We start from the raw sequence: 24742 nt of genomic DNA, 5'->3' as shown, positions 1-24742 counted from the left end.
AAGGCCAAAAAGTCGAAAAATTTAGCCGTAATATATTGCATTTTACTAAAGAAAGTAGTAAGATAAATTTCGTCTATATCTGATTTATTGCTCGTCTATTAATCTGATAATTCAGAAAAAAACAACAGGAGAGAGACAATTGACGAAAAAACTATCATTTTCATCGTATTTAGTTATAGGTACAATGCTTTTTGCCTTGTTCTTTGGAGCGGGGAACTTAATTTTTCCGGCTCAGTTAGGACAAGCAGCAGGAACGAATTTATGGCTAGCTGCTCTAGGATTTCTAGTAACCGGAGTAGGATTACCTTTTTTAGGAATACTCGCTATGGGTTTTTCCGGAAGTAAAGACTTGCAAGAACTTTCCGGTCGGGTACATCCGGCTTATGGTGTGTTCTTTACAACTTTACTATATTTAACAATTGGACCCTTCTTTGCATCACCAAGAACAGGGGCGGTTGCTTTTGATGTAGCTATTTTACCGCATTTAGGTGAGAGTTCACATTCGTTGGGATTATTCTTATTTACACTTATATTCTCTGCCATTACGCTATGGCTTTCCTTAAATCCGGCAAAAATTGTAGATAATGTAGGGAAAATACTAGCTCCTGGTATTGTTGTATTACTTGCTATTCTTCTTATTCTTGTCATTATAAAACCGTTAGGGACACCTCAATCTCCAGTAGGAGTATATCAAAGCAGTCCTTTTACTACTGGTTTTCTAGAGGGATATAATACAATGGATGCTTTGGCATCATTAGTTTTTGGAATCATTGTGATTAATGCAATCCGTTCGTTGGGAGTCACAACCAAAAGAGGTATACTTGCAGCAACCACCAAAACTGGTTTAATAGCAATTACGTTTTTAGGATTAATTTATCTCGGAATTTCGTACTTGGGATCTGTAAGCGTCGAGGAGTTTGGTCTTTTTGACACTGGTGGACCTGTCTTAAGTAGTGCAGCGGATTATTATTTTGGTATTTTTGGTTCAATTTTACTAGGGGTTGTCATGATATTAGCATGTCTAACGACAAATATTGGTTTAATTACAGCATGTGGGGAATACTTTCACCGGTTGTTACCGAGGTTTAGCTATAAAACGCTCGTTATTTTCTTTACTGTATTAACTTTTGTGATTGCTAATTTTGGATTAACGAATATTATTACGTACTCGATACCAGTATTAATGTTCTTATATCCATTGGCTGTTGTTTTAATGCTGTTGACATTCTTGTCACCTTTATTTCACCATTCCCGTATCGTGTATGTTTCTACTATCGCGGTAACGTTTTTAGTAAGTATTGTAGACGGCCTAAAAACGTTATATAGTTCTCTTGAAATAGAGGGTTATGGATTCTTCCAACCAATTGTAAATTTCTATCAAGATATACTACCGTTTTATGATAATGGCCTCGGTTGGCTTGTTCCAGCAGTGGTTGTCATACTTATTACAGGAGTTATTGCTAGATTGGCAAGGGTAGGAAGGACTGTAGAGGCATAAAAAAATAGGTGTCCAAAATGAGGGCACCTATTTTTTTATTAACTAATTTTTTCTGGTAGTTGAAAATCTTGCAGTATTCCTAGCCAGTTTTGTTTCATTAAGCTAGACGCTTCTTCTTTATTCTTCTTTTCCATCGCACGAATGATTCTCTCGTGAACGTCGATAGAGTTGACCGATAGAATGATGGAGTTATGAAAGAACAGCCTTCTTACATGTGCTTGGAGCTTTTCAACGATATTATTTATGTATCCGTTATTAGCAATGTCCACAATCACCTGGTGAAATTGCTCATCTATATTCAAGGCAGAATGATAGTCTTTTTCGTAAAGTGCATCACGGAAGGCATGGTTGGTAGTAGTTAATAAGGAGATATCTTTCGAAGTGATATGCTCAATAGCAAGCTCTGCTGACAATGCCTGTAATGCAGCTAATGGTGGCAGTAATTCTTTAATAGACTCTTTTTCAACTTCAGTTACTTGGGTCGCCTTACCCGGATACATTTTAACGAATCCTTGTGACTCTAACAGCTGTAGGGACTCTCGGACCGGTGTCCTACTTACACCTAATGCATTAGCGAGCTCTGTATCGTTTAGCTTTTCACCTGGGTATAAGGTACCATCGATGATCCAATGAAGTAGTTGTTTATATGCGCCTTCCTTAGCTGTAGTACGAATGGGTTTTGTATGATTATTTGGTATTGGCAACGGAATCCCCCCTCCATAACTATCTCTATTTCTAGTATACATGAAAACTTATTCTATGAATATGTGATTTTTAAAGAAGGAAGTAGGGAGTTGTTTTGATAAGATGTTTAATTTGTGTTTTTTGGTGAAAACTGAAACAATATAAAAGTAAATTTTTAGTAAAAGGAGTTCATTATTATGCAATGTAAAATAAATAGAAATGCTGCGAAAGTCCTAAAAAAGATGCTGGAGTCAGAAGAGGCACAAGGAAAAATGATTCGTGTCGTTGTTACTCATATTCACGGAGACCATGCTCATTATGATATTGAATTAGATACACCTACAGAAAATGATGAAGTGGTAAAAACAGACAAGGACATCGATATTATATTGGAAAAAGGAAACGAGTATTTAGATGGAGTATGGATTCAATACTTCTATGTGCCACAGGAAGAAATGGTAATTACAAATCCTAAAATGGGACATCATCATTAATAGGTTTGCATGAGGCAAGGATACGTTTCCTTGCCTTTTTTTGGTTTCTGAAGTAGTTTTATACGATAAAGTTGGTCTTGGAGAACTCGGGAACATGATTATCAGCGAATAGTAGCAGCATATCAGCGAATATTTGAGTTTATCAGCGGGACCCTGCATATATCAGCGCATTATTAAAAATATCAGCGAATTCCGAGCATATATCAGCGTTTCACTAAATATAACTTTTTCTTCTCAAAAAGAAGAGGTACCAATCAAACTGGTACCTCTCCACAATATCAATAAGGATCGGCTTCCCGTCCTTTTCTAATGGCATCATCGACTGCTTCCGGGGCATCTTTAGCACCAAGCGGGTGGAATTCTTCTCCTGCTTCCATATTCGTATTACCCATTTCCTTTACTTTAGCAGCAATTCCTTCGCGAAGGCGTCGACCATATTCCTCATCAGCTTCTTCTGCAAGAGCAATCATTTTGTCTTGAATACGTTTATCGCAAATGGATAAATCATTGACTAGATTGTTAATGAGTTCATCCTTTTCCCATTGTTCGAAGCGGCGATATGTTTCACCAGCTTGCTTCGTATTATCATTTCGGTCAATCGATTCGCGAACGAGATTTCCTTCTACTTTTGGCGTATATTCCTTTCCAACTTGCTCGGCTTCCGTTAAACCACCGAGGATAGAAGGCTCGTAGTTTACATGCGGATTTTGACCAGGTGCTTTATCATTATAGTGCCGAAGCTGTCCGCCTTCTTGATTTGTTGCAACACGTTTTTTTGCTGCATTAATTGGCAGCTGTAAATAATTAGCCCCTACTCGATAACGCTGTGTATCAGAATAGGAAAATGTCCTTCCTTGTAGCATTTTGTCATCGGAAAAATCCAGTCCATCTACAAGGACACCCGTACCAAAGGCTGCTTGTTCAACCTCCATAAAATAGTTCTCTGGGTTTTTATTCAACACCATTTTTCCTACGGGTAGCCATGGGAATTGATCTTCTGGCCATAGCTTCGTATCATCAAGTGGATCAAAGTCTAGCTCTGGATGTGGCCCATCCTCCATGATCTGTACGAAGAGTTCCCATTCTGGAAAGTCACCACGTTCAATTGCTTCATATAAATCTTGTGTTGCATGATTAACGCTTTTTGCTTGAATTTCGGCAGCTTCCTTAACCGTTAGGTTCTTTATGCCTTGTTTCGGTTCCCAGTGATACTTCACAAGGACAGCCTTCCCTTCCTGATTAACCCATTTATAGGTGTTAACCCCTGACCCTTGCATCATACGATAGTTTGCCGGAATTCCCCATGGGGAATAGACAAAGGTAACCATATGAAAGGATTCAGGCGAGTTGGCACAGAAATCAAAGAACCTTTCAGGATCTTGCATATTGGTAACTGGGTCGGCACGAAAGGCATGGATCATGTCCGGGAATTTCATAGCATCACGGATGAAAAAGATTTTAAGATTGTTGCCAACTAAATCCCAGTTTCCATCTTCGGTATAAAACTTAATTGCAAATCCGCGTGGGTCACGTGCTGTCTCAGGCGAATCAAGCCCACCTACGACAGTTGAAAAACGTGCAAAAACTGGGGTTCGCTTTCCTTTTCCATTAAATACCTTTGCCCTTGTGTATTTAGAAACTGGCTCATCCCCAACTGTGCCATATGTTTCAAAATAACCATGTGCTCCAGCACCTCGGGCATGAACAATACGCTCGGGAACCTTCTCGCGGTCAAAGTGACTGATCTTCTCGATAAAGTCATAGTTTTCTAATGTAGCCGGTCCACGGTTACCAACAGTTCGTATGTTTTGGTTATTGGTAACAGGATGGCCTTGCCTAGTGGTAAGGGTATCTTCCTTTTCAATATTTGTTTGGTGATTCTCGTTTGAAGGATTGTTATCCATTTGCCTGGCTCCTTTTCATCGTCATTCTTCACAGTATCTATGTTTGCCAGAACCTATCGAAATAAACCTAAAAATGGAAGTTGTTTTTCGATTAGGAAAAAAACGTTGAAACCCTTAAATTGAAAAGATATTCTAAGATTAACAGTAGTTATTATAAAGTTTACGAGGAAGGTTGAGTTGTCATTGGGAGAAATTTTAGTAGCTGGAAAGAAGCAACTGGATGGCCTTACGAAATTAGCCATGGAATTATGGCCAGGACATGATTTTATGGAATTTAAACAAGAATTTGAGGAAATGCTACAAACCGATAAAGATAGATTTCTATTGTATGTAGTTGATGGTGAAGCAGTGGCATTTATGCATTTATCTATCCGAACAGAATATGTAGAGGGAGCAGATTCAAGTCCAACAGGATACATTGAAGGAGTATACGTTAGCCCATCATATAGGAGAAGGGGAATATCTACGAAACTTTTTCATGAAGGGAAAAAGTGGTTAGTTGAACATGGATGTAAGCAGGTAGGTTCAGATATGGAGATTGATAATAAGGATAGTTATCCATTCCATATCAGCCTAGGATTTCAGGAAGCGGGACGTCTAATTACCTTTATCCGTGACTTAGACTAATGCTTAAATGCGAAAGCTTGCAGTAATATGGTATGATAAACTTACTTTTTTTTAGGAGGATATTCGGGTTCTATGAATGGGAATTGGAATGAGTTTTGGAATGCATTTTTAACACCATGGAATTTAATTGATTTAGGAATTGCTATAGGTATCTTTTTATTATTCCTTTTGTTTCGCAAAATTTTTACCAAATATATTTTTGCTATTTTAAAGCAATTTGTCAGTCGTTCTAACAGCAGTCTTCTGACAAATATTTTACGCTCATTTGAACGGCCGGTTCAGTGGGTGTTTGTTATTCTCGGGATCTATGCGGCAGTTGCCTATTATCCGTATTTAAATGAGGACAATGAAGCATTTCGGACTGCTATTAAGATAATAATGATTATTTTGCTGACATGGGGCCTTGTCCGCTTATCATCCACCTCGTCCAATTTATTTCGTAATATAAATGAAAGGACAACGATAAATATTGATGAGATCCTGATTCCGTTTCTGTCAAAGGCATTACAAGTAGTTATTATTGCTATAAGTATTAGTGTTATATTAGCTGAGTTTAATTATAAAATTGATGGCTTAGTAGCAGGTCTGGGTCTGGGTGGATTAGCTGTATCGTTAGCCGCAAAGGATGCATTAGCAAATGTTGTCGGAGGAATTGTCATTATTTCGGAAAAACCATTTACAATTGGTGATTGGATTCGGACACCAAGTGTCGAGGGAAAAGTAGAAGATATTACCTTCCGTAGTACAAAGATTCGAACTGCTGCCCAGGCTCTTGTAACGCTTCCCAATAATACACTGGCAAATGAGGCCATTACAAACTGGAGCAAAATGGGGAAGAGACAAGTATCCTTTTACTTAAGGATTAAGTATGATACTCCACGAGAAAAAATTGAACGTGTATTGGAGCGTATTCGTTCCCTATTACAAGAAAGCAATGAAGTGCACCCTGAAACGATTCAGGTCAATCTAGAGAATTACATGGACAATGGTTTTGATATCTTGATTTATTTCTTTACAAAGACGACAGATTGGGGAAAATATCTCGAGGTTAGGGAAGCTATCAATTTTAAAATTATGGACATTCTTGCTGAAGAAGAAGTAATGGACATAGCAAAATAATATTTTTGTTCGGGTACTAATTTAGTACCAGGTATTATTAGTTTGTGGTAAAATAAAGGTAAGCATGAGAAAGAATAGAGGAGAGAAACATGTATAAATTAGCAGCCAATGTGGTAAAGGCGTTTCTTAGCCTTTTTGGAAGGATAAAAGTTTATCAAAAAGACAATCTGCCAAAATCCGGCAGTTATGTTATTGCATGTACTCACACAGGCTTTGTTGATATCTTATGGTTAGGAATTGCGACGATGCCAACACAAATTCATTATATGGCAAAAAAGGAATTATTTCAGTCGAAGTTCACGAAATGGTTAATGGAGAGCTTACATGCCTTTCCAGTTGATCGTGAAAATCCTGGACCAAGTGCAATCAAGACACCTCGAAAGCTACTGAAAGAGGGGAAGGTTGTTGGGATTTTTCCTAGTGGAACACGTTCCAGTGAAGGTGCTCCACTTAAACGTGGTGCGGTAACCATTGCGGTACATGCAGATGTGCCGATTGTTCCAGCAGCATATGTCGGCCCAAATAATTTTAAAGATTTATTTAAGCGTATTAAGCCTAGACTTATTTATGGAGAACCAATTTATTTACCTGAGGGAATATCCAAAAAGGAAGCCATGGATGTTCTAATGGAAGAGTTAGATAAGGAAATGAATTTGTTACAGGAAAAAATACAATAAAAATCCTTCGCAGGTCCCGTTTAAGAGATCTGTGAAGGATTTTTTTATATCATCTTATGGAATTTAATAGATTTATTTAATGCATACATAATCGGAATACCGATTGCCAAGACTATTAATTCACTAGCCGCCAAAGTCAGCCAAGTAGGTAAAAATGGTGTAATCGGTTCGAGGATTTTTAATTCCCATGCGATGATGAACATATTAAATGTAAAAACGATAGTGTTTGTTATTAATAATGCCCATTCATTCTTTACAAACTTGGAAATTAGTATGACGATCCCTAGTGATATTGCGGAATGTCCCACACCAAATAGTAAGTCTAGCTTGGATGGCGACATTAACAGATTGGCTAAGAATACTCCAACTACAATTCCAAAAAAGTATTTCTTATTGAAAACAATAAGATGGTTAAATATTTCAGAAATACGAAATTGAATATTCGTAAATCCGAATGGTGCAACTAGTGCGGTTACTGCAATATAAAGAGCAGCTACTAGTGCATTGACAACGAGTGTCTTTGCTTTCATATTAATCTCTCCCTTAGTTTTTTTACGTGGGATGGTTTCGAACCACGTCTTGCTAGAACTTATCTAGTATAGTACAAATTGTTAAAAATAGAAAGATGTATTTTAATCTAGAATGCCTTTAAATTAGACTAGTGTAAGATTTAAAGGAGGATAACTACTTGACAGAGCCTTAAATTAAAACTATACTTACAATTAGTAAGTTAGTGGATAATAGTTACTTTTTTGAAGGGAGTATCTGCTTATGGAAAAGAGATTCTTTCAAAAACCGACCATATTTGTCGGAGAAGTGAATATAAAGGTTTTAAATATTGCAAAGTCCTTGGCTTTTTATCAAAGAGTCTTTGGATTCGCGATTCTGGAGCAATCAGAACGGAAGGTAGTCCTTTCTGCTGATGGGGTACAACCACTTCTAATCCTCGAACAGCCGGAGGATATTATGGCAAAAGTGGGTAGAACAACAGGGCTTTATCATTTTGCAATTCTTCTACCTAGACGTGCAGACTTAGCAAACTTCCTCAAGCATCTTATTCAAACGGAGGGACCATCTATTCGATTAGGCGCATCTGACCATTATGTAAGTGAGGCACTTTATTTTGATGACCCAGATGGTAATGGTATCGAGGTGGCAAGCGATAAGCCATCGATGGATTGGAACTGGAATAATGGGCATGTTGATATGGCTACGGTAGCATTAGATGCTAACAACCTGTTAGCAGAGAGTGATAAGGATTGGGATGGTATACCAAAAGATACGGTTATGGGGCATATTCATTTACATGTAGCAGATTTGGAAGAGACAGAAAACTTTTATGTCAATGGGCTTGGGTTTGACATTGTAACAAGATATCCTGGAGCGTTATTTGCTTCAACTGGTGGGTATCATCATCATTTGGGGCTAAATGTCTGGAATGGTGTAGGGGCACCTGCTCCAGCTGCTAATAGTGTTGGACTAAAGTGGTTTACGTTAGTATTACCAGATGAAATAACGAAGGAAAAAATTATTGCCAGACTTAGCGAGATAGGCGTAAGTACGGAAACGATTGGAAATTCTACTGTGGTAAAAGACCCTGCTGGTAATCAGATTCAATTGAGGGTTAGTGAATAATTTGTAAAAAATAAAGATGAGGAAGTTTTAGACCTCATCTTTATTTTGGTAATTAATCCTTTTAGTTTGCAGCTTTCTGACCAACGGTCTTTAGTACTTCAATCATCGTTTTTTTATCCTCTTCGGCTACCCCATCAAATAATGCTTCAATCACTTTTTGATGCTGTGGGAAGATATCATCCATCAACTTCCTGCCTTCCGCAGTTATCTGAATGTATACGACACGTCTATCGTCCTTACAATTGTTTCGTTCAATTAGTCCTTTTTTCTCTAATTTATCAATAACATAGGTGATAGAGCCCGTATTGATGAGGACGGCCTCTGAGACTTCTCGAACGGTTAGTTTTCCTTTATGATATAGAACCTCCAATATTTCAAAGTCAGAGGTGCGCATTCCATAATTACTAATATCTTTTTTAATAAGCTCTTGTACTGATTTTGATGCCTTCATTAGAACGATAAATGCTTTTAAGGAAAGATTTTCGCTCATGGTTCCACCTTCTTATTTTTCTTTATGAATGATGCTGAATTTATTATGAATTAAATTATTTTTAATTAAGTATATTTTAGGGAGTTTATGTTTTCTTGTCAAATAATCTACCTTATATCAGTGGAATTCTGAGGATTATAGTGAGAAGATGCAAGAGGGGATAGTCCCCTCTATGAGAATATGTTGCTAATTTCTTCTATTTCACTAGCTGAAAGCTGGACATCTAATGTCTTTAAATTTTGCAGAACTTGTTCAGGCTTTTTTGCTCCAGGGATCACTATATCGATTGCTTCCTGAGCTAGATACCATGCTAATACAATGTTGGACACCTCTACTTGCTTTGCATTCGCAATCGTACGTAGCTTTTCAACCTTTGATAAATTTTCCTCAAATTCTTTGCCTTGTAAATGTGGCATATTCGCTCGGAAATCCTGGAAGGTAGTTTCTGTGCTGTATTTTCCAGCTAATAATCCTGATGCAAAAGGAAAATATGGAACAAATGAAATTTGGTTTTGCAAAGTATATGGGAAATACTCTTGCTCTGCTTTACGGTTCAACAAATTATAGTGTCCTTGAATAACATCCACATAGCCATCCTGATTCGCTTCTTTAAGCTGGTCTAATGAGAAGTTAGATACGCCGATTGCCCTAATTTTTCCTGCATCCTTCAATTCCTTTAAAGCACCAACAGCTTCATATTTTGGTGTAGACTCATCGGGATAGTGAATATAGTACAGGTCAATATAATCTGTTTGCAGTCTTCTAAGACTTGCCTCAACGGATTCCTTCAAAAAGGCAGGGGTATTAACAATTTGCTTATCTTCCCCAACGAATTTTTGTGCACCTTTTGTTGCAATAATCACATCGTGACGATTTCCTATTTCTTTTAAAACTTCACCAACTAACTCTTCAGAACGACCGTTTCCATAGCTAAAAGCTGTGTCAATAAAATTTAGTCCTTCGGCAATAGCGGTTTTGACAAGATTCCTATTGGCTTCTTCATCCAGTCCTGGGTATAAATTGTGGCCACCAATAGCATTTGCTCCAAGACCAATTGGATTTACAATCAAGTCTGTTTTTCCAATTCGTACTTTTTTAGACAATACAAAATACCTCCTTCCAAGTATTAATCTCATTTTATAAATAAGGGTAACGAAACACAAGAAATAGGGAACCTCGTCATGGATGGCTCCCTATAGCGTACTATCTGATCTTTAAAAACTGCATTCGCTTGTTAAATAAAGTTGGGTAGGAAAGAAACCCTAGCATGATACTGGTCACAACTGCTGTCGTTAATAGAATGAATAAGATAAGCAACTGAAATTGGACTGCTTGTACAGGATCAGCTCCTGCTATAATTTGCCCACTCATCATCCCAGGTAACTGGACGAGCCCGATTGTTTTTTGGCTTTCAATTGTTGGAATCGTACTCGCTTTAATGGATGTAATTAATTGCGTATGAATTGCTTGTTTTGGTGTCCCGCCTAAGGTTAGAATCAGTTCGGTTTCATCTTGGCGATTTTCTATCTCAGCAGTAAAACGATTTAAAAAAAGTATTCCCAAAACCATTGAATTACCGATTACCATGCCACTAATCGGGATGATATATTGTGGTGTAGGTGGCACGATGCTAAAGCCTAGCAAGATGCTTTGTGTTAATGCTTCAATAAAAACGAATGTAATGAAAAGCTTCCAGGTGATTCCTCGAATGGATGCTCCTTTTTTCCGAGCATTCTGGGTTGCTGCCCCAATCATTAGTAAAATCATGAGGAGAAGGAAAATGATATTGTCTGCTTCAAATACATATTGCAAGACATAGCCAACCGCTAATAATTGAATAATTGATCGAACTGTTGCAATAAGTGTATCCTTTTCTAACCCAAGTCTTAATGTCCGTGAAAGGACTAGAGGGATAAGGACGAAAATTAATGTTAGTGATAGGGCGAGATAGCTCATACTATTTCCCCCTTTACGAATTCTTGGACTCGTTTATCCTGTGGATTCCTTAATAAGGAGCTTTCTCCCGATTCAATCAGTTCCCCATTCATCATCACCCATGTGTATTGTCCAATTCTTAATGCTTGTTCAAGATTGTGGGTGATCCAAATCATCGTCGTCCCGTATTTTTCGTTAATTTTTTCAATTAATTCCTCAATGTCATGCTGAGACACTCGGTCGAGGGAAGAAGTAATTTCATCTAGTAATAATACTTCGGGTTGATTCACTAATGTACGTGCGATGGATAGCTTTTGCTGCTGACCACCTGATAACTCCTTAGCATTCCTCATCAAGAAATCCCCATCTAATCCAACATCATGAAGTAATTCTTTTGCGAATTCGATGTCAATTGTCTTACCCTGCAATCTAAGTGGTAGTTCAAGGTTCTCTAATACACTACCGCTTATCATTGTAGCACTTTGTAATGCGATGCCTACCTTTCTGCGTAGTTCTACTGGATGAAAGTTAATGATTGGTTTTCCTTTAATTAGAATTTCCCCTGAATCAGGAGAACGTAATCCATTACATAGTTTAAACAAAGTTGATTTTCCAGCACCTGATGGACCAACAATGGTTGCGATTTTACCCTCAGGGAAGTAGCCATTAATGTTTTTTAATATTTTTAGATCATCGGCAGAATAATTAACATCTTGAAATAAAATGGCAGCTTGACTCATTTTGTCACTTCCTTATGTGATTTGGCTATTTTTAATGTTCCTTATAATCGGAGGTTAAATTCTTTAACCATTCAACTTATAAATATAAAAGAGAAAGGGCAATTATTTCAAATATATTATATTTATGTTACAATTTTTGAAAGGTTTTGAATATTATTAAATGATTATTTGGAGGATTTCATGTGAAAAAGTATTCTATTTCTTTCCTATTAATAATAGGGATATTTCTTGTCGGATGTGCGGAAAATCCAGCATTGAAAGGGATGAAGGAAGAGGCTGTTAGGTCGCCTGATAGCATTGAAAATGAACCTGATAGCCAAGAAAGTCATGGGGAGAGCGAAGTGCCTACAGTTCATATAGGAACAGAAGAAAAATCAACGCTTGTTGCTCTTGATGTTTGGTGTTGGAAAGAGGAAAGTCTCTGTTCGCTGAAGCCAAATCCGCCAGAGGAGCAATTATATGGTTGGGAACCGTTAGGAGTAGAACCAGGTGAGGTATTTAGTTTTTCTATATCCACCAGTGGTCAACCTAAAACAGACCACATCTACAATCCAGATAGTATTGAATTAACTCAGGTTAATTTTGATGAAGAAAAAAAAGTAGAAGTCAATAATAGACAAATAACTGCACCCATGGAAAAAGGGAGGTACTATTACTACCTTAAATTACAATGGGACGGAGACCTAGTAGGGCAAGCTTATTATGTTTTTGGCATCATTGTTCAGTAATTCTACGAATAGGGGTGTTTTTTTGTTAAAGCTAATTATTTTTGAAATAAAGAAGTTGTGGAATACCATTTTTTTCCGAATGCTTTTGGTAGTATTGCTTGTATTTTTTATTGCATATTATGTGTTTGTTTATATCAATACCACCCGTGTTGGGGATGTAATTAAGCCATTAAAGGAAGATATTCAAGGAACGGAACAAAGACTTGAAGAAGATAGAAGGGCTCTGGAATCTGCTGAAGGTGCTAAAGCAACGGAACTGCAGTCTTCTATTGAGTTTGAAGAGGATTGGTTAGAAAAAAGACAAACGACTTTAGAGATATTAGAAGAAGAAAGTTGGGATGCTCTACTACAAATAGAAACAGAAGAAACAGAACCACGAATTGACACAATGAAATATCAAAATGAAACACATACATATACCCATCCTACATTATTTACATTAGAAACCTATGTAGAAATGAGCAAGTGGATGCAAGATAAAGATGTTACACCTCTATTGCCAATGAGTGTGTACTTCTCTTATATTACGTTCTATGATAAGGAGGTTTCTGGTGATAACCGAGAAGCATCAGAATACGTTATGAATTATTTAAAAGAAAATAGCAATAAGTATTCATCTGCAAGCATTCATTATCTCTTTCGATTGTTTGGTTTATTGTTTAGTTTTATTGGTGTCATATTCTTTCTTTTCCTATTCGGAGATATTGTTACAAAGGAAGGGCTGGGCAGACATGGACCAATCCATTTATTGCACACACAACCGATCGGTAGGTATAAAATTTTAACTAGTAAATTTATAACAGCAATTTTTGTTAGTATATTCATACTGGTGACAGCAGTAGGATTTTCTATAATAGTTGGAAGTATTTTTGATCGTTTTGGTGACTGGGACTATCCAGTACTAATCTATGGTGAGGATAGAACATTTACGCTCATGAGTATGGGAGTATTTCTAATAAAAGCTGCAGGTATGTTTATGCTAATACTATTATTCTGTTATTCTATTTTATTCCTGTTTTCGATTTTGACCAAACGTGTAATTTTCTCCATAGGATTAACCCTTGCGACGCTATTTATTGGACTGAAAATGAGTGGGGTATTACAAACATCCAGCGTGACACATTATATCCCATTTCAATATTTCTCCGTTTTTGAGGTATTAACAAATGAATTAGCACTAAATATGGCTAATTTTAATATCACTTTTACAAACGGAATGATTTCATTAAGTATTTCTAGTTTTGTTCTATTAGTTGTAACGTATGTTGTATATAGCCTACAAACTAAGATGGGTAATTAGAGAAATGGGAGTGATGATGTGATTGTAGATGTGAGCAATTTAAAGAAACGATATAAAAAGCAAATGGTGTTAAAAGGAATAGATATAAAAATAGAGACACCACAGATTATTGCTTTAGTAGGTCCAAACGGTTCAGGGAAGACTACTTTATTGAATTGCATGACCAATCTCCTTTCCTTTCAAGAAGGAGAAGTAACGTTGTTAGGAAAGAAGCATACCGATGCGTCCCTTTTTCATCAAGTATCTTATTTACAGGATAACCGTATCCTATATGGAAATCTAACGGGCTATGATCATTTGAAATTTATTTGTAGTGTACAAAAAATAGCTAATTCTAAGATTAAAGAGGTGGCGGAGCGTGTTGGTATGGAAAAGTACTTGAAAAAGCGAGTCCGTAATTATTCTCTTGGGATGAAACAGCATCTACTACTCGCCATGGTTATTATTAATGAACCAAAGCTTTTATTAATGGATGAACCAATAAACGGACTAGATCCAACTAGTGCGATTAATATGCGCGAGATTTTACTAGAGTTACATAAGGAAGGGACATCAATTATTGTTTCTTCCCATAATTTAGATGAAATTGATCGATTAACGAATACGATTTACTTTATGAAGGATGGCGCACTTTTAAAGGAATCCCTAAAAGACATATCATCGAAACGGTATTTAGTCACAGTAAGTGATATCGAAAAGGCCAAAAAGGGCTTAAACGAAAGGAATATTTCTTTCTCCATAACTGACCAGCTTCAATTGGGATTTGAAGAAACAGATATTGACCTGCAGAGCTTTATTGATTCGTTGAATAACAATGATGTTGCGATTACAGATATAGAAGTACAAAAAGTAGGTGCAGAGAAGCGGTATCGTGAGTTGTTTGAAGAGGAGCTATCCTCATGAGGCTACTGTCATTCGAGTTAAAAAAGATAGTTTTTAGTAAAAAGTTCTTGTATATCTTAATTGGAATTGTTATTTGTGTAGCTTTTCTGATGGCTCGTAATATCATATTTGAATCATCTATTGAAAAAGAGGCCAGAGAACGGATTGATGAGCTATTAGAGAGTAATTTTTCTAATGCAAAGATTCATCAATCAATCCTTGAGGATGACCCAGAGAATGAAGAGCATAAGGAACTTCAACGGTTAAATAGTGCGATGATTAATAATTTATATGAAACAAGGAATTTACTAGCACCTAATCAGTTTCAGGAAAGGTTGAGACTACAGAATGAGTACTATTCGACTGCTAAGGAGTATAAAGAGAAGGGTGGGGATCATTCGTTAAGCTTTCAGGAAATTTCCCATTCTTTAGCGTTAAACGAAAAACTGCTCGATTCGAATATCCCTCCTGAACATGAAATCTATAGTAGAGCGTTTCCGAATTTTATTAAACAAGTGGTAGATCTGTTTATTAATTTTGGGGCGATTCTTATTGTCTTGTTATTAGTGGGGGAAATTATGTCATCTGAATTTGAGAATCGCTCTATTAATTTATTGTTTACTCAGCCATTAAATCGTACGCACATTATTTCAAGTAAATTCTGGAGTTCGATTATTATTTATGTAATAACAATCGTATTTTTATTAGTAGTAACCTCAATAATTGGGTATGTTTTTGGATATAAAGGGTCATTTAATTATCCTATTGTAATAGAAGTAAAACAGCGAATAGAACTTTTAACCATATCGGAATATATGCAATTAGCAATTAGTATGGTTTCGTTAAGTATACTCATGATAATTTCTCTTTGTTTATTGCTTAGTTTGTTCTTTAAACATACATTAGCTACACTTTCTGGTGTCTTAGGAATATTACTAGCTGGTTATGGATTGACTACAATTGCTTCGTGGAATCCATTAGCTTGGTTCAATCCATTTCAATATTTATTACCAGGAGAAAGTATTCAATTTCAAAATGGAAGGGTTTGGTGGCAAGGAGTTCCAGCTATTCTTGTATTGACAGCTATTTTTTATTTAGTAGCTAGGCAGAAGATCAGGAAGAGTAAGGTGGATTAAATCTTACTATTTAAGGAAATTTACTATACGCCTGTGGAATTTTGTGATTTCACAGGCGTTTGCTATTATTTAACATTAGTAACGGACTCGTCGTTATATACAAAAATAGTTCTATATTAGAATACAGTACTAGACCACTATACCGTTTCCAATCTAGAGCTTTATCATAATAAATGTATGCACTCTTTTTACAGTTATTGGAATACCATTATATAGACAAAAAAATGTTCTTTACTATGTTGCCTTTATTTACCAGCCTTGTTACTTAAAAACCGTATTGTCTATATTGTCTTGTTAAATTAAAGCACCTTTTCTTTTATTACACATTATGGTCGTAAAGTGTAGAAGTAACTCATTTGTTTCTACTCAACAAAAACACCTTATTAAAGTCGATATTCAACACATCTGTCATCTCATTTATTTAAAGATGGCTAAGAATATTAACAAGCTTACCGAAGGGATCTTTTACAAAGAAACGTCGAACCCCCCACGGTTCCTCAATTGGTCCATACTCAATTGGAATCTCTGCTTTTTTTATGCGAGTTAGTGCATCATCGAGATCATCAACTTCAATTGACAAATCAGGCACAGGTGTCCCTGAACCACCCTCAGAAAGAAAGCTTATTTGAGTGTCCATTTTCTCATGCGAACCGAAAGTCGCAATAAACCCCATATCCATCAGTTCATCAAGTCCAAGCACTTCCCCGTAAAAGTACTTTGCTTTAGATATTTCCTGAGTCTCAACATTGGCAACTATTCGAATGACCTTCATTAGTACACTCTCCTTAAAATACTACTTTTTTATCTTGTTTTGTTGGTATTTAAAAATAACTAAATTACATTTTTCACATCTTAATGCAGGGATTTTCTTTATTTTAAAAATTGAATCACCCATTAATACTTCACTTCCAGAATCGTAAATGATTGAATCAGCCGATTCTGACCAACAAATTCTGCGAGGAGAAAAAATATACCCCTGCTTTACCTCATTACTACATTCAGGACATCTTACAGTATTGTTCATATTTAGTATACTTCCTTTCCCATCTTTCTAATTTTTCTACCATTTCCCTTCTTGAATTACATTGCCCCTTAGTCGAAGTACTTATTATTCTAAATGTTAAGTTTATTTTAACATAAAGATTCAATTCTTAACTCAAAGTCCCTTACAATAACCCCGAATTTGATAGGATTACCAATATCTCTAAAGTAACTTTATAAATAATAGTGTATTTTTGTTACTTTCAATGTAATCCATGTTCTGTTATTGGGTATATAATATTAAGTATTTAAAAGATAATTTAGAATTTATTGGCAACCATGTTATGATTACGATAAGGATTTGTGGTTACTTGTATAAAAACGAAAGAGCAGTTATACAAATTTTAAATTTCTTAAATTGATACTTTTAGCTATTTGAATTGAGAATAACATTTAAAGAAGAAGGAGAAAAAATGAAGAAATATAATTTATCAAAAACCATAGGAATTGTTTTAGGGACTTTAATGGTAGTAACATCCTTTGGTTATGGCTTTTTATATGTAGTTGGAACATCTTTAGGAAATGCACTCGGCTCTAATGTTGATAGAACAGGTACAGACATACTTTCTATTGGGATTATATTATGTGTTTGTATTTTAGGTATAATAACAGGAATAGGTTGTTTTGGCTTGAAATTTAAAGGTTTGAGAATGGCGTACCTTGGATTCTGCTTGATAATGGGAATTGCATTTCTTGTTATTTATTTTATTTCGATAGGGTCTCTAGGAACTAAATATGAAGTTTGGATTCTTTTTATGGGCATTATTTATTTTTTATTAGGGTATTTTGTGAAAAAAGAGAGATAAAACCTGCTTCATATTGTGGTGTTTTCTACTCAGCTAACAAGCAGAAATAGTACAACAAGAGGACAAGAAGGAGTACTAATGATGATTACAATACTAAACCAACTAAAAGAATTTGGCGTGCATAGTATTATTAGTGATGAACAAATTATTTTGGAAATATTAGAAGACAACATCAGTGAAGCCAACCAAATCGATGGTCTTATTAATGATCTCTTAAACAAAATGGAGAACAGGAATTTTAAAAAAGTGTTGTTAGAATGTCCTAGACTTCATTTGCAACGATTAAATTGCACGAAGGCTAAGATGAAGATTAAAGGTGAAAGGGTTATTTATAGAAGTTCGCTAAGACACCCAATAAATATTAGGAAATTAGATTACGAGGTATGGCCAATCAATGAGAGGAAATCAGTTTTATTTCTATCTGAAGTAATGGATAGGAATATAGATGATACAGCAAAATTTTTGATGAGTATGAAAACGGAATTGCCTTCACAAGTCCAGAGAATGTTCACTGTTTATGTAGTTGAAAATGAGCCTGTAGGAGTGGTATTTCCTCACCTTGAACCAGATAGGGACAAGGAAGGACGTATTTTTTGGATAGGTATTCACCCTAAATTTCAAGGGAGGGGACTTGGTAAGGATCTACACCTAATAGGGCTATATAGGCTGCGAAATGATTTCAACGCAGTCTCTTACCTCGGTGCAACGGAAATTAACAATAATCCGATGCGAAAAATAATGATCGATAATGGATGTATTGAGAGTAAGAATACAGTTATTTCATTAGTTTACTCTGGTTAACAAAATTTAAATAGTATGCTAGCTGAAGCGTAAAGGTGGAATTTAAATATGCAATTTGGACCTGATCCGAATTCAATCTACCCAAATGAGAATATTAAAAGTATATGCTTTATTAAAAACGTGATAACCCGCCCCAATATTACTGTTGGTGACTACACATACTATGACGATATAAATGGTGCTGAAAAGTTTGAAGAACATGTTACACATCACTATGAATTTATTGGAGATAAACTGATTATCGGAAAATTTTGCGCAATAGCAAAGGGAATTGAATTTGTAATGAATGGTGCAAACCATAGAATGTGCAGTGTCACAACGTATCCATTTAACATTATGGGCAATGGCTGGGAGAAATCAACTCCAACACTTGCTGAATTACCCTTTAAAGGTGACACGATAGTTGGAAACGATGTGTGGATCGGTCAAAATGTCACGGTTATGCCAGGAGTACATATTGGTGATGGAGCTATCATTGCAGCCAATTCTGTCGTTGTAAAAGATGTTCCTCCATATCATATTGCAGGCGGAAATCCTTGCAAAATTATTAAAAAAAGATTTGATGACGAGCTTATTGATTTTCTCCTTACCATGAAATGGTGGGATTGGCCTGCTCGTAAGATTTTTGATAATCTTGAGGCCCTATGCAGTGGAGATCTGACAAAGATTAAAGCAATTTCTTAGCTCATTATGAGCAAATGGGGAGACTAAAATGGTGTAAATAAGGGAGATTGATAGTTTGAAATGGGTTCTTGCTATTCTGCTTATTTTGATTGGAGCAGTTTTGTTTTCAATAACCATTGGTGATATGGGAGAAATCGGTCATATAATAATGAAAATAATAAGTTTTGGATGTTTATTTCTTGCTGGTTTCATTGTAAGAAGTAGGGGAGGAAAAAATTTATCCTCTTAATCAAACACGTGTAAGAGATTAGGAAAGGATCATCATATAGATGGTCTTTATTTTTCAAACGTATATACTGAATATTATGCTAATATTCAGCTTAAGGGATTTAGTACTTACTGGAAAGTTTAGTTAATATACGATAACGAGAAAAGGATAATAAGTTAACAATTTAAAGAATCTGGTCAAGCTTACTATGGTTTAAACTTATATTCCATTGAAATTGGAGGGTGTTCTTTGTATTTGGAAATCTTTCAAGAGATAGTTCACATGATGCATAACGATTATGCGGGTTATATTGATAAAAAAGGATGGGACAATCCACAGGAATTTGAAAAGAAGATCATGAATTTGGAATACAGTGGAGAACTAAATGCCAATTTGTTTGCTGAAATCGTTGAAGACTACCTAATCGATTTTAAGGATTCTCATTTGTTCTTTCAAATTAGTAAATCTGATGAACAGAAGGAAATCGATTATGGGTTTAGAGTTAGAAGGTTTGAGGATAAATTGTACATAACTTCTGTAAGTAAAGAACAGCGTTTAAAGCCTGGGGATGCAATAATTTCACTTAATAATATCCCCATTCAAGATTTAGTAGAAAGACATCAACGTGAGTTAATGGAAACTAAGGCCGAACGAGAGGATTGGAGAAAAATAATTCAAAAGTACAGTATAGCTGAGGTGCTGGATACCAAAGGAAACAAACAGTTAATGGAATTGAAAAGGTATGAAAAAGCGGAGTACGTCCCTGAACATTCCATAACAAAAGTCGATTCAGATACATTATGTCTGAAAATAACAGACTTTTTTAGTGCCGATCCAATAGAAGAATTAGTAAATCAATATAAGAGTGAACTTAAGCAAAAGAAGAATCTTATTATTGATGTCAGAGTTAATTATGGTGGTAGTACATTAGCTTATGCCAGCCTGGAAAAATATATTTTCCCAAGTGGTTCGATGAAAATTGATTTTCTTGATTATGAAATGGAATTTAATTGTACAGACCGAAATGCAGAATTAATGATTGAATCAATCAATGATGGACTCGATAAAATTGACAATGAAGAGCATCGTAAAAGTCTCGAACAATGGAAAGAAACATGGGTAAAGAAAAAAGGAAAAGGATTTGTTTCCTTTGAAGGAAAATTTGTTGAGGTAGACATGAAGGGGCTAAGGAGTCCTGAAAATATTATTCTATTAATTGATAACTATTGTGGCAGTGCTGGGGATATTTTCGTTTACTTATGCAAGAAGTCACCAAAGGTAATAGTCGTGGGAAGACCAACAATGGGACTCAATGATTATTCCAACTTAGCTATTAAAAAGTGGCATGATGTATTTGAATTATACTATCCTACATCAAGGTTAAAGTCATTAGATCATCGGGGATAATCCGGGTATAAAACCCGATATCTATATTCCGTGGTCACCAGAGCATATATATAAGGATGTTGATATGGAAGAGGCAATACGTATTTTAAAGAATTTAGAAGTAGTATAAAGGGGGATATTCGATGAATGTTGAGGCAGTATTTATTGATCGTGATGGAACAATTGGTGGTACTGGGCATTTTATTCATCCGAAAGATTTTAACCTATATCCGTTTAGTAAAACTGCATTAGAAGTTCTAAAGGATAACAATATTAAAACGTTTGCCTGTACGAATCAAAATCGAATTAGTAGAGGTCAAGCAACTATTGATGATTTTTATAATGAATTTATCGCATATGGATTTGATGATGCTTTCATTTGTCCCCACAGTCCAAATGATGATTGTGATTGTCGTAAACCAAAACCAGGATTATTGTTAGAAGCAGCTAAAAAGTATAATTTAGACTTATCTAATACGGTTTTTATTGGTGATGTTGGCTCCACAGATATGTTGGCCGCTCATTCAGTTGGAGCGATGAAAATATTAGTACGAACCGGATGGGGACAAAGTTCACTAGATAAATACAGAGATACATGGGTAGGTATTGAACCGGATTATATTGCTGAAAATTTATTAGAAGCTGTTAATTGGATTGTAAAATTGGGAACAGCTGACAAGAAGCAATAGGAAAGAAGATATTATTCTAAAGTCAAACAAGAATACTAAAATGTAAAATAAAAAAATAGGTGAAGTTACGATGACGATAAATATGAATGATTTTCCCGTAATAGAGACTAAGAGATTAGTATTAAGACAGATTACTAAAGAGGATGCAAATGACATTCTGAGGTATCTGTCTGATGAAGAAGTTATGAAGTATTATGGATTAAACCCTTTTAAAAGCATTAACGATGCATTGGATGAAATTTCATGGTATCAATCCATTCAAAACAACAAAACAGGTATGAGATGGGGAATTACGTTAAAAGAGCAAGGTGCTGTTATCGGTAGCTGTGGTTTTCATAATGGCGTTTCTCAGCATTTCCGTACTGAAATTGGTTTTGAATTGAGTAAAGATCATTGGGGGAAAGGTATTGCTTTTGAGGCAGTAGAAGCGATTATAAGCCACGGATACCAGCATATGAATTTTCAACGAATAGAGGCATTGATAGAACCACCTAATCAAGCATCACAAAAGTTAGTAGAGAAGTTGGGTTTTATTAGAGAAGGGTTATTAAGAAGTTATGAATTTACAGATGGTAAATTTGATGATTTATATGTGTATTCCCTGTTGAAGCAAGATTTTGACAGAACAAAAAAGAGTTAGACGAAATAGTTACCAACCGTTAGATAATGAAGAACTCCTACTTTAACTGATAAAATTGTTAGAAAGTAGGGGTTTTTACCATAAAGCTAGAATATTAATACATACAGGGGTGATGAATTGAACGGAAATGAACTAAAAAACATACTAACTGAATTCAAAAATACAGATTTTCAATCTATTGGCACAGTTGATTTAGGGGTATTAACAAATGCAATGCTAACACATATCGGAAGCACAGATCCAGAGTTAAGAGATTCTTTGATTTATCCTAGTTTTGCACATTTAATCATCAATGGACGCTATACAAGACCAAACTTAAATCAGTTGATGAAAATATGTCTGGATGATAATCACCTATTCTTTAAAGTAGATGAAGTCGGCGAGGATGCAGTTTTTACTAGATCTTTTTCTTCTTTGATTATAGCGGTATTGTTGCATGTAAACGTCAAAAATTCTTTTTTAACTGATGACGAAGTAGATGAAGTTGCAGTGAAATTATTGGAGTATGTGAAGCAAGAAGAGGATGTGCGTGGGTTTGTAGAGGAAAAAGGATGGGCACATAGTATTGCACATATTGCTGATGCACTTGATGAGTTAGCGAAGCAACCGCAATTAGAAGAAGCTAGACTAAAAGAAATTGCTTTATCCATTTTGGGGAAAATGTACTTTGATAAGGATTATTTACTATTTGAAGAGGACGAACGAATGGTTGTTCCAATGGTAACTATTCTTGATAGAGGGATTGATCAATCTATTTTGTATGATAAAATCGATAAAATAACAAAAGAATTACAGCAGAATTATTCCAAAAATATGAAGACACTTTATATGCAGCGTACTAATATCAAGCAATTTTTAAAAAGCCTTGTCTTGCATCTTGAAGTATTGGATAAGCATGAGAGGTTACGTATTTATCTTAAGCAAGCGCTTAAGACTATTAATCAACCATATTACAATATTTAGGGGGACTAATGATGAATCCGATTTTAATTGATTTTCCAAGTGAATTTGAAACAGAGCGACTACTGATAAGAATGCCTAAGCCTGGTGACGGAAAGGCAGTATATGAGTCTAAAGAAGCTTCCATTAATGAGCTTTTACCGTGGATGCCTTGGGCACATGAAGAAGATAGGGAAGAAGATGCGGAAATTAGAATTCGTGAAGCTCATGTGAAATTCCTTACTAGAGAAGATTTAAGATTACTAGTCTTTCATAAAAACACTGGGGAATTAATAGCTAACTCTGGACTCCATCGGATTGACTGGGATGTACGAAAATTTGAGATTGGTTACTGGATTGATAGTCGTCATAGTGGAAAAGGGTACATGACGGAAGCGGTTCAAGCAATCGCGGATTTTGCATTCACCGAGCTTCAAGCAAATCGGGTAGAAATTCGCTGCGATGTTAAAAATGTAAAGAGTCGAGCTGTGGCTGAGCGTATTGGATTTGAGCTAGAGGGGATATTACGGAAAGACAGCTTAGATGTTTATGGGAAAGAGCTTCGGGATACATGTGTGTATGCCAAGGTTAGAGAATCCTAAAATTTGAGATAGGGCTTTACAAATACCTCGGTATTCTATATAGTATAGATACCTAATAATTCTAGGTAGGTGAGAATATGTTTGATCGGGAACTTGTTAAGGGGAGTACATCACTTCTTGTCCTACAGCTTTTAAATGAGCGTGATATGTATGGCTACGAGCTTGCTAAGGAAATGGAGCGTCGGAGTGAACATAACCTGCAAATAAAGGAAGGTACATTATATCCTGCACTTCACAAGCTTGAAAAACAAGAATACATCGAATGCTATTGGCAAAATCAAGAAAAAGGACCTGCCAGGAAGTATTACCGAATTACTGGGGAAGGTAAGGAGATGCTTGAGGCCAAAACAAATGAATGGCATCGATATGTTCAAGTAATGAATAACCTTATTGGGAGAAGCGAGTCGTGAATGCTGGTGAAGATCGGTTTTTCCAGGAACTAAGTGACGTTCTTGGAAAACACCCCGATAAAGACCAGATTCTTCTCGAGTATCGATCACATGTGTATGAATTTCTTCAGGAGGAGAAGATCTCAAGTGATGAATCCTATGAGGAAATTGTCAAGAGACTGGGTACACCAGAAGAAATCGCTGCAATCTGGAAAGAAGAAGCGAAGGTAACACCAAAAAAGATGCAAATTTTATTTGTTGTGTTAAATATCTTAATCTTTCTTGGTGGAATAACACTAACCATCGCATATAATGTTTTTCAGTTGGAATGGATAGAGGTAATGTGGGATAGGCTTACAGCAGCACCTACCATCATTATTATGATTTACATGGTGTTTTGGGGTCTGCTTGGCTATGAAATTGGTAAGGAATTTGGTAGTGGTGGACTAAAGATTCTTCGTAAAACATTTACATATGCCATTATTCCCAATCTAATTCTAATGTATCTGATTGTCTTTAAACTGATACCACATGAGTGGTTTCAACCACTTTTAAGTGGCCCATTTATAATCGCCTGTATGGTATTAACTATTGTGTTGTATCCGATTAGTTGGATTGGATATCGATGGGGAAGGAAAGCATCTGTGTAAACACCTTACCCCCCGATATCAGCAAAATGGAACAATTTTTTTATCTATATGCATAGAT

30 protein-coding genes and 1 riboswitch are annotated in these 24742 nt (G+C 35.8%); of the genes, 21 read left to right on the top strand and 9 right to left on the bottom strand.

What is annotated here, in order from left to right:
* Positions 1–139: 139 nt before the first annotated feature.
* Positions 140–1498 carry a branched-chain amino acid transport system II carrier protein gene (gene brnQ / locus HNR27_RS11790; RefSeq protein ID WP_429339881.1) on the top strand — a complete coding sequence of 453 codons (1359 nt, stop codon included), beginning with the start codon at positions 140–142 and terminating at the stop codon, positions 1496–1498.
* Between the two features lie 38 nt (positions 1499–1536).
* Here brnQ and HNR27_RS11785 read toward each other — a convergent pair whose 3' ends face one another.
* On the bottom strand, positions 1537–2202 hold the full coding sequence (locus HNR27_RS11785) for a GntR family transcriptional regulator (protein ID WP_212920793.1): 666 nt from the start codon (positions 2200–2202) through the stop codon (positions 1537–1539).
* Positions 2203–2379: 177 nt separating this feature from the next.
* On the opposite strand from HNR27_RS11785, the gene HNR27_RS11780 reads away from it, so the two are divergent.
* The gene (locus HNR27_RS11780; protein WP_212920792.1) at positions 2380–2676 is read left to right on the top strand and encodes an iron-sulfur cluster assembly accessory protein; all 297 of its coding nucleotides are present in this window, start codon (positions 2380–2382) and stop codon (positions 2674–2676) included.
* 278 nt (positions 2677–2954) lie between these two features.
* On the opposite strand, the gene HNR27_RS11775 is transcribed toward HNR27_RS11780, so the two are convergent.
* Positions 2955–4580 (bottom strand): catalase, encoded by a 1626-nt coding sequence (locus tag HNR27_RS11775; protein WP_429339880.1) that lies wholly within the window; start codon positions 4578–4580, stop codon positions 2955–2957.
* Positions 4581–4757: 177 nt separating this feature from the next.
* On the opposite strand from HNR27_RS11775, the gene aac(6') reads away from it, so the two are divergent.
* From aac(6') to HNR27_RS11760, 3 genes are all read left to right on the top strand, one after another.
* Positions 4758–5207 carry an aminoglycoside 6'-N-acetyltransferase gene (gene aac(6') / locus HNR27_RS11770; protein WP_429339879.1) on the top strand — a complete coding sequence of 150 codons (450 nt, stop codon included), beginning with the start codon at positions 4758–4760 and terminating at the stop codon, positions 5205–5207.
* A 72-nt stretch (positions 5208–5279) separates the two neighbouring features.
* Positions 5280–6326, top strand: coding sequence for a mechanosensitive ion channel family protein (locus HNR27_RS11765; RefSeq protein ID WP_212920789.1), 1047 nt, complete (start codon positions 5280–5282; stop codon positions 6324–6326).
* 89 nt (positions 6327–6415) lie between these two features.
* A complete protein-coding gene (locus tag HNR27_RS11760) occupies positions 6416–7003 on the top strand; it encodes a lysophospholipid acyltransferase family protein (RefSeq protein ID WP_212920788.1) in 588 nt (195 codons plus the stop codon).
* A gap of 44 nt (positions 7004–7047) precedes the next feature.
* Here the strand turns inward: HNR27_RS11760 and HNR27_RS11755 are convergent, their stop codons facing one another.
* Positions 7048–7533 carry a QueT transporter family protein gene (locus HNR27_RS11755; protein ID WP_212920787.1) on the bottom strand — a complete coding sequence of 162 codons (486 nt, stop codon included), beginning with the start codon at positions 7531–7533 and terminating at the stop codon, positions 7048–7050.
* A gap of 7 nt (positions 7534–7540) precedes the next feature.
* Positions 7541–7585, bottom strand: a riboswitch (PreQ1 riboswitch).
* A 189-nt stretch (positions 7586–7774) separates the two neighbouring features.
* Here HNR27_RS11755 and HNR27_RS11750 point away from each other — a divergent pair.
* Positions 7775–8638 (top strand): VOC family protein, encoded by an 864-nt coding sequence (locus HNR27_RS11750; RefSeq protein ID WP_429339878.1) that lies wholly within the window; start codon positions 7775–7777, stop codon positions 8636–8638.
* A 61-nt stretch (positions 8639–8699) separates the two neighbouring features.
* Here the strand turns inward: HNR27_RS11750 and HNR27_RS11745 are convergent, their stop codons facing one another.
* The 4 genes from HNR27_RS11745 to HNR27_RS11730 all read right to left on the bottom strand — a co-directional run bounded on the left by HNR27_RS11745 (position 8700) and on the right by HNR27_RS11730 (position 11803).
* Positions 8700–9128, bottom strand: coding sequence for a MarR family winged helix-turn-helix transcriptional regulator (locus HNR27_RS11745; RefSeq protein WP_429339877.1), 429 nt, complete (start codon positions 9126–9128; stop codon positions 8700–8702).
* A 170-nt stretch (positions 9129–9298) separates the two neighbouring features.
* On the bottom strand, positions 9299–10231 hold the full coding sequence (locus tag HNR27_RS11740; protein ID WP_429339876.1) for an aldo/keto reductase: 933 nt from the start codon (positions 10229–10231) through the stop codon (positions 9299–9301).
* Positions 10232–10331: 100 nt separating this feature from the next.
* Complete coding sequence (locus HNR27_RS11735; RefSeq protein WP_212920783.1) at positions 10332–11084, bottom strand: ABC transporter permease; 753 nt, start codon at positions 11082–11084, stop codon at positions 10332–10334.
* A complete protein-coding gene (locus HNR27_RS11730; RefSeq protein WP_429339875.1) occupies positions 11081–11803 on the bottom strand; it encodes an ABC transporter ATP-binding protein in 723 nt (240 codons plus the stop codon). Before HNR27_RS11730 ends, HNR27_RS11735 begins: the two co-directional genes overlap by 4 nt.
* A 182-nt stretch (positions 11804–11985) precedes the next feature.
* Between HNR27_RS11730 and HNR27_RS11725 the strand changes: the two genes are divergently transcribed.
* The 4 genes from HNR27_RS11725 to HNR27_RS11710 are packed head-to-tail and all read left to right on the top strand — an operon-like array spanning position 11986 to position 15849.
* Positions 11986–12531 (top strand): hypothetical protein, encoded by a 546-nt coding sequence (locus HNR27_RS11725; RefSeq protein ID WP_429339874.1) that lies wholly within the window; start codon positions 11986–11988, stop codon positions 12529–12531.
* 22 nt (positions 12532–12553) lie between these two features.
* On the top strand, positions 12554–13831 hold the full coding sequence (locus HNR27_RS11720; protein WP_429339873.1) for an ABC transporter permease: 1278 nt from the start codon (positions 12554–12556) through the stop codon (positions 13829–13831).
* An 18-nt stretch (positions 13832–13849) separates the two neighbouring features.
* Positions 13850–14734: an ABC transporter ATP-binding protein gene (locus HNR27_RS11715; RefSeq protein WP_212920779.1), complete on the top strand. Its 885-nt coding sequence runs from the start codon at positions 13850–13852 to the stop codon at positions 14732–14734.
* Entirely contained in the window at positions 14731–15849 is a 1119-nt protein-coding gene (locus tag HNR27_RS11710; protein WP_429339872.1) for a DUF2705 family protein, read from the top strand. Before HNR27_RS11715 ends, HNR27_RS11710 begins: the two co-directional genes overlap by 4 nt.
* Before the next feature lie 421 nt (positions 15850–16270).
* Here the strand turns inward: HNR27_RS11710 and HNR27_RS11705 are convergent, their stop codons facing one another.
* Together HNR27_RS11705 and HNR27_RS11700 are read right to left on the bottom strand one after the other, a co-directional pair.
* A complete protein-coding gene (locus tag HNR27_RS11705) occupies positions 16271–16621 on the bottom strand; it encodes a VOC family protein (protein WP_429339871.1) in 351 nt (116 codons plus the stop codon).
* 21 nt (positions 16622–16642) lie between these two features.
* Positions 16643–16873 (bottom strand): PF20097 family protein, encoded by a 231-nt coding sequence (locus tag HNR27_RS11700; protein ID WP_429339870.1) that lies wholly within the window; start codon positions 16871–16873, stop codon positions 16643–16645.
* Positions 16874–17303: 430 nt separating this feature from the next.
* On the opposite strand from HNR27_RS11700, the gene HNR27_RS11695 reads away from it, so the two are divergent.
* The 11 genes from HNR27_RS11695 to HNR27_RS11645 all read left to right on the top strand — a co-directional run bounded on the left by HNR27_RS11695 (position 17304) and on the right by HNR27_RS11645 (position 24684).
* The gene (locus HNR27_RS11695) at positions 17304–17696 is read left to right on the top strand and encodes a hypothetical protein (RefSeq protein WP_429339869.1); all 393 of its coding nucleotides are present in this window, start codon (positions 17304–17306) and stop codon (positions 17694–17696) included.
* A gap of 78 nt (positions 17697–17774) precedes the next feature.
* Positions 17775–18497 carry a GNAT family N-acetyltransferase gene (locus HNR27_RS11690; protein WP_429339868.1) on the top strand — a complete coding sequence of 241 codons (723 nt, stop codon included), beginning with the start codon at positions 17775–17777 and terminating at the stop codon, positions 18495–18497.
* 48 nt (positions 18498–18545) lie between these two features.
* Positions 18546–19181, top strand: coding sequence for a Vat family streptogramin A O-acetyltransferase (locus HNR27_RS11685; RefSeq protein WP_212920774.1), 636 nt, complete (start codon positions 18546–18548; stop codon positions 19179–19181).
* Positions 19182–19236: 55 nt separating this feature from the next.
* Positions 19237–19410: a hypothetical protein gene (locus tag HNR27_RS11680; protein WP_429339867.1), complete on the top strand. Its 174-nt coding sequence runs from the start codon at positions 19237–19239 to the stop codon at positions 19408–19410.
* Between the two features lie 228 nt (positions 19411–19638).
* A complete protein-coding gene (locus HNR27_RS11675; protein WP_429339866.1) occupies positions 19639–20796 on the top strand; it encodes a S41 family peptidase in 1158 nt (385 codons plus the stop codon).
* Between the two features lie 122 nt (positions 20797–20918).
* Positions 20919–21464: an HAD-IIIA family hydrolase gene (locus HNR27_RS11670; RefSeq protein ID WP_212920771.1), complete on the top strand. Its 546-nt coding sequence runs from the start codon at positions 20919–20921 to the stop codon at positions 21462–21464.
* A gap of 70 nt (positions 21465–21534) precedes the next feature.
* Positions 21535–22104 (top strand): GNAT family N-acetyltransferase, encoded by a 570-nt coding sequence (locus HNR27_RS11665; RefSeq protein ID WP_429339865.1) that lies wholly within the window; start codon positions 21535–21537, stop codon positions 22102–22104.
* A gap of 117 nt (positions 22105–22221) precedes the next feature.
* Positions 22222–23067: a DUF2785 domain-containing protein gene (locus HNR27_RS11660; RefSeq protein ID WP_429339864.1), complete on the top strand. Its 846-nt coding sequence runs from the start codon at positions 22222–22224 to the stop codon at positions 23065–23067.
* Between the two features lie 11 nt (positions 23068–23078).
* Complete coding sequence (locus tag HNR27_RS11655; protein ID WP_429339971.1) at positions 23079–23645, top strand: GNAT family N-acetyltransferase; 567 nt, start codon at positions 23079–23081, stop codon at positions 23643–23645.
* Positions 23646–23722: 77 nt separating this feature from the next.
* Positions 23723–24055: a PadR family transcriptional regulator gene (locus HNR27_RS11650; protein WP_212920769.1), complete on the top strand. Its 333-nt coding sequence runs from the start codon at positions 23723–23725 to the stop codon at positions 24053–24055.
* Positions 24052–24684: an HAAS signaling domain-containing protein gene (locus HNR27_RS11645; protein ID WP_212920768.1), complete on the top strand. Its 633-nt coding sequence runs from the start codon at positions 24052–24054 to the stop codon at positions 24682–24684. The genes HNR27_RS11650 and HNR27_RS11645 overlap by 4 nt, the downstream gene beginning before the upstream one ends.
* Positions 24685–24742: the final 58 nt, after the last annotated feature.

Source organism: Ornithinibacillus bavariensis (assembly GCF_050433565.1).
Taxonomy (GTDB): Bacteria; Bacillota; Bacilli; order Bacillales; family Amphibacillaceae; genus Ornithinibacillus; species Ornithinibacillus bavariensis.
Note: the sequence above shows the minus strand (reverse complement) of the source record. Positions and strands in the feature narration are given on the sequence as shown.